2 protein-coding genes are annotated in these 8,171 nt (G+C 51.5%); both read right to left on the reverse strand.

The annotated features are described in order from the left end of the window. Positions 1-236 precede the first annotated feature (236 nt). Positions 237-1,598, reverse strand: a complete 1,362-nt coding sequence (locus QZP87_RS04530; protein WP_291321730.1) for an aminotransferase class I/II-fold pyridoxal phosphate-dependent enzyme — start codon at positions 1,596-1,598, stop codon at positions 237-239. Between the two features lie 161 nt (positions 1,599-1,759). Then, the gene (locus tag QZP87_RS04535; protein WP_291321731.1) at positions 1,760-8,161 is read right to left on the reverse strand and encodes an SDR family NAD(P)-dependent oxidoreductase; all 6,402 of its coding nucleotides are present in this window, start codon (positions 8,159-8,161) and stop codon (positions 1,760-1,762) included. Positions 8,162-8,171 lie beyond the last annotated feature (10 nt).

Genomic DNA, 8,171 nt, shown 5'->3' on the forward strand with positions numbered 1-8,171 from the left:
CAGGATTAACAGGATTAAGAGATTGATTAAGAGAAAAACATTTTTGTCCTGGCCGGAAGCCAGGCCAAAAGGTAATCACTCGCCCTTGGCGATGGTAAATTCAGTCAGCGGCATCAGGCCGTTGGCTGATTATCCTATCCATCCTGTTAATCCTGTCTAAGTTTCTTGTTTTTTATGACAGGGTTTCAGGAGTAAGTCACTGATAACAGATAACAGATAACTGACAACACATCTCCCTACAGCTCCAACTCTTCTCTTGACCTGACAAGTTCTGCAGCTGCGGCATCCACTGCCTGACGGACCTGATCCCGGTTGTGGGCTGCACTGAGGAAAAACCTCAGTCTTGCTGCATTTTCCTGTACCGCAGGATAGACAATGGGTAAAACATTGATGCACTGCTGTACCAGTCTTGCTGAAATCATTCCAGCCAGCAAAGAATTTCCCACTATCATGGGGGTTATGGCAGCACCTGCAGAGGTGCCTGTATCCAGGCCCCTGTACCGGGCATACTCTAAAAAAAACCTGCCTGTTTCCTGCAGCCGGGTCACTTTATAAGGCTTGTTCAGCAGCTCATTAATGGCGGCCAGTGAAGCAGCTGCCAGGGGAGGGGAAATACCTACGCTGAACACGAAGCCTGGAGCAGAATATTTTAGATATTCCACCAGTTCTTTGCAGCCGGCGATGAAGCCTCCGCAAGCGCACAGGGTCTTGCTCAGGGTACCCATGATAATATCGATGTTATCCGAAGCCAGGCCGAAATGCTCAGCCAGACCTCTGCCGGTGGGACCCAGTGTGCCCAGGGAATGGGCTTCATCCACCATGAGCAGGCATTTGTACCTGTTTTTCAGTTCCAGCAGCCGGGGCAGATCCGGAATGTCTCCATCCATGCTGAAAAGGCCTTCTGTGATAATTACCGCCTTTTTACAGCCTCTTCTGTTATGCAAAAGGATTTCTTCAAGGTGATCCAGGTTGTTGTGTGCAAAGGACATGCGTTTGGCACCGGAAAACCTGGCCCCCATAATGACGGAGTTGTGGATGAGGGAATCGTGGAGCACCAGATCATGATGATCAAAAAGCTGACACAGCAGCCAGACATTGGTGGCATGGCCGCTGACAAAGACAATGCTGTCCTGAACCCCGTAAAAATTTGCCAGTGCAGTCTCAAGCTCACGGTGCACTGGTCTTTCGCCTGCCACAAGCCTGCTGGCTGAGGCAGAAGTGCCATATTTCTGCATGGCCTGTGCAGCTGCCTGATTTACTGCCTGGGACCCGTTTAAGTCCAGATAATCGTAGGTAGAGAAATTGAGAAATGTCTTGCCGTTTATCCGGGTGGTATCCCGGGCGATTCCTTCATGGCACAGGAAAAAAGGATACTCGATTCCTGCCTGTCCGGCGGCTCTCCAGATTATATCGAGATCCTGGTAGCCCGGCAGATCCTTAAAGCTGAAATCCGGTATATCATCGCCTTCCAGGCTTGAGAAATCCTCTCTGTATGATGAATGAATCTCCCTGGAGGACTTGCGGCGCATTCTATGAATGAGTCTGGATTTTTCATTATCTGAAAGACCAAAGGAACCTGTTGCATCATCACCGGGCATGTCTGAATCACCTTGCCTTTATATCACTACAGCGACACTTTGTGAAAATTATCGCCTCGCCACCGGGGACCGGCCACCGGGGACAGGCACTTTTGCCGACCTCAAACCGTAAAATGGCCGGACTATCCGGCGGCAAAAGAGCCAGTCCCCTTTAAGCTGAATCACCTTGCCTTTATATCAGCAGTCTGGTTTAGTTTTAGACCGTGCTGCCGGATAAATTTCTGGATTCTCAGCTTCTCGGTATCCTTTTCATCCTGGTTCAGGTACTGGTAAACCAGGCGGGCCAGCTGCTCAACAGTGGTGTTTTGCCCCATTATCATTGAAGAACGGGTATCCATTTCAAACCTTTTATCCAAAGCAGCGGAGAGTTCCACACCCATAAGAGAATCCATACCCATTTCCGCAACAGGGACATCGCGCCTTACCCTGGAAGCCTCAGTCCTGAGTATCACTGCCAGTTCCTGGCAGACATAATCGGTTACAAGCTGAATCCCTTCCTGCTGGGAAATATTTTTAAGAGTATCTTTTAATGAAACCTCAAGATGCCCGTGACCGATATGCTTTGCAGCTTCAGGGATCCGGCTGAACAAACCGGAACCACCCACCCTGGAACTGCTGAAGCGGTGCCAGTCCATTTTTAATACAGCCACAAGAGGACTGGTCTGCTGCAGAAGTTCTTCCAGGATATCCATAGCCTCTTCAGATGTAAAAGGAGCTGTTCCAGTGGTTTTCTGGATCTTTTGCAAAGTTTCAGGATCTCTCTGCAGCATGCCTGCATCACTTATTGGGCCCCAGGCCACCGCCAGGGCAGGCAGTCCGGACCTGTGTCTGAAAGCGGCCAGGTTTTCCAGGACCGAATTGGCGGCTACGTAGTTTGACTGGCCTGGATTGCCAAGTACTGTAGAGGCCGAAGAAAACATAATGAAGTGATCCAGGTGCATGTTTTTGACATAGTTGTGCAGATTCCATGCACCCAAAGCCTTGGGTCCCAGAACCTCCTGAAAGCTTTCAAAGCTCTGGTTGACCATGGCTGCATCATTGAGACGGGCGGCACAATGCACCACCCCCGCCAATGGGGGCATCTCTTTCAGGGCCTGGTCCAGGGCTGTCTCTAGAGAGTCTTTGTCTGCCACATCAGCCTGGATAACCCTGACATCGGCTCCGGCACTCTCTAACCGGCGCACAAAGTCCTGCTTGCCTGCAGTATCCATCCCCCTGGAACTCAAGAGAATCAGATGCCCGGCCCCTCTCTTTACCAGCCTGCAGGCTACAGCCTGCCCCAGGCCCCCGGTGGCTCCGGTGATAAGGTAACTGCCGTCGGACCTGACCTGTAAAGACTTTGCCGGCGAAGCACTTTGCACTCCGTAATGCATTTCATCGCAATTGATGACTATCTTGCCCATATGCCTGGACTGCTGCATGGTCTTAAAAGCCTCGGCTGTGCAGGCCCTGGAATATACGTTGTGCGGCAGAGGGTGAAAGACTTTCTGAGAACAGAGCTTCAGGATTTGAGCAAAAATGTCCCTGCCCAGTTCCGGCTTGAACAGCATAATCTGATCTATATCTATAGTAAAAAAAGAAATGTTCTGGCGTAAAAGACGCATCCTCAGGGCTGAGTCAGACAGGATATCGCGTTTGCCTAGTTCCAGAAATCTGCCGAAGGGTTTGAGCAGGCCAAGACTTTTCATCAGACTCTCTCCTGCAAGGCAATTGAGCACTGCGTCAACGCCTTGTCCCCCGGTCACCTCCAGGATGTCCTGTTCAAAGGAGAGGGACCTGGAATCAAAAACGTGCCGGACCCCCAACATCCTTAGAAAATCTCTTTTTTCTCTGGTTCCTGCTGTGGCGAACACCTCAGCACCCAGATGTCCGGCCACCTGAAAAGCAGCCAGCCCGACACCTCCAGCTCCCCCGTGCACCAGCACTTTTTCAGCAACGCTCAGCTGAGCCAGGTTTTTCAGGGCATAATATGCTGTAAAAAAAGCCACCGGTGCAGTAGCTGCTTCTTGAAAGCTCCAGTGTGCAGGTTTGGGAAAAACTGCATAATGCGGAGCTGTGACATGAGAACTGAAGCATGCTCCAGCCAGAGCCATGACCTTATCACCAACCTGCAGGCCCTGCACGTCAGAACCCCTGGCCACAATCCTGCCGGCACATTCAAGTCCCAGGTGCGGACCGGAAAAGCCGTCTTCCAGGGCCTCTCCAGGCAGATAGCCCAAAGCAAGCATAACATCCCTGAAGTTCAGACCTATGGCTCTGGTTTCAATTTCCACTTCTTCTGGTCCAGGCAGCCGACGGGGGGCTTTAGACCAGCTCAGCCCATCCAGATTGCCGGGAACATCAAAGTCAAGCCTGACCTTTTGCAATACATCTGACTCTGCCTCATTGTCTCCTGCTTCGTGGGCAAAAGGCAAAAGTCTGGGTAGAAACCTTTTGCCTCCGGCCAGCACAACCTCAGTGTCCCGGACTGAAGCTGTAAGCTCCCTTAAAACGTCCTGAACAGGAAGTTCACCTGAAGAATGGGGATGAATATCCAGCAGCCTTACCCTCAGTCCGGGCATTTCGTTGGCCATGACCCTTCCGGCTCCCCATGCCGCCGACTGTGACGGAACCGGTCTGGAGCAGGACTCAGGCACATCAACAGCGCCGAAGGTCAGGATCCATACCCGGGCGTCAATATTGATCCGGCTCCAGGCCCTGGCCAGCATGGCAGTACACACAGTACCGGCCTGCAGCAGCCTGCTGAATTCTTCATGTGCTGGATCCTGGTTTTCGTCAAGGCCCATGAGGGTGATTATTTCCAGGGCAATGCCATTTTTGGACCAGTAAAGAAGAAATTCTTCCCATTGCTCAGCAGATAACGGGTTGAGCTGACAGGGATCTTCCTGAGTAAAAGCCAGTCCCGGACCACATTCAATCCGGACAGCATCAAGGCCCATGTTTTGCAGATTCCTGCTGATCTCCAGGGACAGGATGCCGGCTTTTTCCGAAGAAGCTGCATCACCAATGACAAGCCGGACTGTGCCGGCTTTTTCCTGAGCAGGTTCTAAAGGGTGTACCAGATCATGTAAGTCCTGTGAGGAGGCTGCAGGTTTGGCGCCGATCAGGGTAAAGCATTCTGGTTCCTCGGCATCCTGATCCAGAGAAGCCTGGTATGCTTTAAATCCTGCCTTTTCCATAGCTTTTTTCCAATGCTTATCAGGCATAAGCCTGGGAGAAGGCGTGTTTGCATGGGAAGAAAATTTCCAGAAAGCAGGATCCAGGCCCAGGATCAGACAGTTGCAGGGGGTGGGCGACAACTCCGACAGGATTAGACATCCTCCGGGATGCAAAAGCCTGTAGCAGTTGGAAAGCGCCTGACCCAGGTTGTCGCTTGCATGCAGAGCCTGATGGGCCAAAATCAGATGGAATTGCCCCAGGCTCTGGAAATGTTTCTCCTGCATGTTTTGAAGATCAAGCTGTTCAAATTTGAGCTCAGGTCTGTCTGAAGCCCTTTTCTGCATAAGTTCACACTGCGCCTCGTCACTGCACAGGGTCACGTACTCAAACCTGTTGGCAGGTAGAACAGGCATAACATGAGCAAGGGGGACTCCTGAACCATCTTCAAGGGACAGAATTTTCAACATGCCGGCATTGTCAGAATCACGCTGCACCAGCCCGACAATGTGGCGTAAAGTCAAGTTCAGCATGCCGGCAGTGTAAGAAGAAAAAAAGTGCGGCGTCCCCCCTTTGCTGGAATCCATGCCGGGCAGTCGGGAAAACTCCATGTAGCCCTGGAGGACTTCTTTTAGATGCATGACTACCGTGGATACTACAGATGCCTCTGCAAGATAGGCTGGATAATCTCTGACTATAGTCCTGCATAGCTGGTCAGAGGGGAACAGCTCGTTTTCCATGGACAGCCTGAAGCCCCCTTGCTCCTCGACAGCCAGGTCATCAGCAACCAGAAGCCTGAGGACATAGCCCAGGTAATACCTGTGCTCAGGCTTTATTTTCAGCCTGAGCATAAATTCATCTATACTGAGAGGCTTGTCGGTTCTGCCGGCTTTCTGAAGAGTTTCAAGGATCCCTGAAAGCAGAGCAGCGTTGACCAGGGGCTGTACTTCACGGTTGTAAGTCCCGGTATCAAGACTCTCTCCAAGACAGGCGACCTGGGTAACAACTTCTTCATGAATATCCCATGCATCCCTTAAAGGGGCACTGGAACCATTCCATGGGCTTATGGCCAGTGGTTTTACAACAAATTTCTCAGGTGGCCTGTACAGTCTTTTCAGACTCTGGGCATGGCTGAACCGGCAACCTTCCATGACTGCCAGAACATTACCCTTTTTGTCCATAAAAGAGATTTTTGCCTCCATGACAAAGCTGGAGACTTTATCTATGACCGCTCTGGAATATTCCACCCTGCCTTGCTGCAGCAGCCTGAAGGTTTTGATCCAGGTTGGAAGATATACCCGTCCGGCATGTCCATTGGGATAGCAGAATGAAAGGGCCAGCAGGGACTGAAAAGCTCCGTCCAGGGAAAAGGGACAAAGATGCATACCTGGATGGCTGTTTTCATTGCCAGGGCAAATCTGAGCCAGAATCTCCCGCGGTCGTATCCAGGCTTTATTCATTACCCTGAAGGAATGACCGTAATCCAGTCCCATTCCAGCGGCGCGCTGATAAAAATCCTGGATATCCAGAGGCCGACCGAAGGATTCCGGGGCATCCACAACCTCATCCCTGAGCTTAATCTGGAGATCGACCCTTGAGGTTATCTTTCCGGTACAATGCAGGTTCCATGATTCATCGCTCATGCGCGTTCTGCTTTGAATGCGGAAAAAGCCTTCTTCAGGTTCGATACTGGTTCGTAAAATTTTTGAGGAGTCAGGGGGTAGGAACAGAAAATGCAGAAAAGAAATGTTTTCAATCTCCTGCTGCGTACGGTGCACATGATTGCAGGCAGCGGCCAGAGCGGTTTCCAGGTATGCAGCAGCAGGGAAAACCGGCTGTTGCCCCACAACATGATGAGCAAGCCAGGGATGAGTCAAGGTGTCCATGTCCTGCTCCCAGAGCAAAGCATCCTTATGCCTGGTCCCAAGCAAAGGATGGACCTTTGTCTGTCCGGAAAGAAAATTCAGGCTTTCAGGGGTGTGCTGCCTGGCGCAATAGGTCCGGTCCCAGGGGTACCCGGGCAGATCCACCCATGTAGACGATCCTGGAAAGACTTGATGAGCAACCGGGTTGCACCCAGAGACATAAGCTTTGCGCCATGCTCTGTGCAAGGCTGCTGTACCGCTCTCATGCTTGTTTAATGTGGGAAGCCTCCGCAGGTTGACATTTTTGATGCGGCCGCATTCGTGGATATAATGCTGCAGCACCCCATGAGGGCCTATTTCAATAAAAACCCTTACACCTCTGTCAATCAGTCCCCCTACAGCCGCGGAAAAATTAACAGGCTCCCTGATATTCGACCACCAGTAATCAGCATCAAGCTCGGTTCCTGGAACCGCTTTTCCGGTCACCGTGGACACGAACTCCAATGCACTGTCCTGCCCCTGGAGGTTGTGCAGGTGATAATAAAGGTCTTTTTTGAGACTCTCCATCAACCTGCTGTGAAAAGCATAGTCAATATCCAGCTTTTTAAAAAAAACGCCCTGGCTCAACAACCTGGTCTCAACCTGCTGCAGATACGCGGCCTCTCCTGTCAGGGTAACTGAACCGGGAGTATTTATGGCTGAGACCTCCAATCCGCCGGACTTGACTTCATCAAGCTTATAAGCCTCTTCCGGAGAGATGTTTACCGCGGCCATGCCTCCCAGACCTTTTGTTCTGCCTTGCAGGCGGCTTCGGTAATAAATCACCCGGCAGCCCTGTTCCAGTGTCAGGGCCCGGCTTGCGCAGGCCGCAGCCACCTCACCCACGCTATGGCCACATAGGGTATCGGCGGATATGCCTTTATGCTGCATAGAGCCGACAAGTCCAATCTGGACTGCAAACAACAGGGGCTGACTGACCTCAGTCAAATACAGGCGATGAGCTTCCGGCGGCTTCTGCAGCTCTTTGCGCACCGACCATCCAAGCATTGGCCCCAGCAGATCATCCACTTCATCCACTGCACTTGAAAAATGAGGATCATCTTTGAGCAAATCCGCAGCCATTCCAGGCCACTGACTTCCGTTGCCCGAAAAGACAAAGGCTGTACCCACCTTTTCTCCGGCCGACTCCCCGGCGACAATGCATCCTTCAAAACTGTTGTCATCCTGAGAAAACGCCTGAAGACCGGCGGCAATATCTTTCAGATTGTCTGTATCGGCTACAAGGCGATAACGCAGGTGATCCCTTCCGGTGGCAGCGCTGTAGGCTATTTTACAGTACCTGCCCGGGTCTGAGTGTCGAATTTTATGGGCATAAGCCCGGGCCAGGTTTTTTAGGCTGTTTTCACTTCTGGCTGAAATAAACAGTGGGGGCGGTTTGTCTGTATGCTGCTTATTTACATTTTGAGCATTAGATGGGATGGATTCTTCAAGCAGCACATGGGCATTGGTACCTCCAAAACCAAAAGAATTAACACCGGCCAGTACAGGCTCA

Source organism: Desulfonatronospira sp. (genome assembly GCA_003563255.1).
Lineage (GTDB): Bacteria > Desulfobacterota > Desulfovibrionia > Desulfovibrionales > Desulfonatronovibrionaceae > Desulfonatronospira.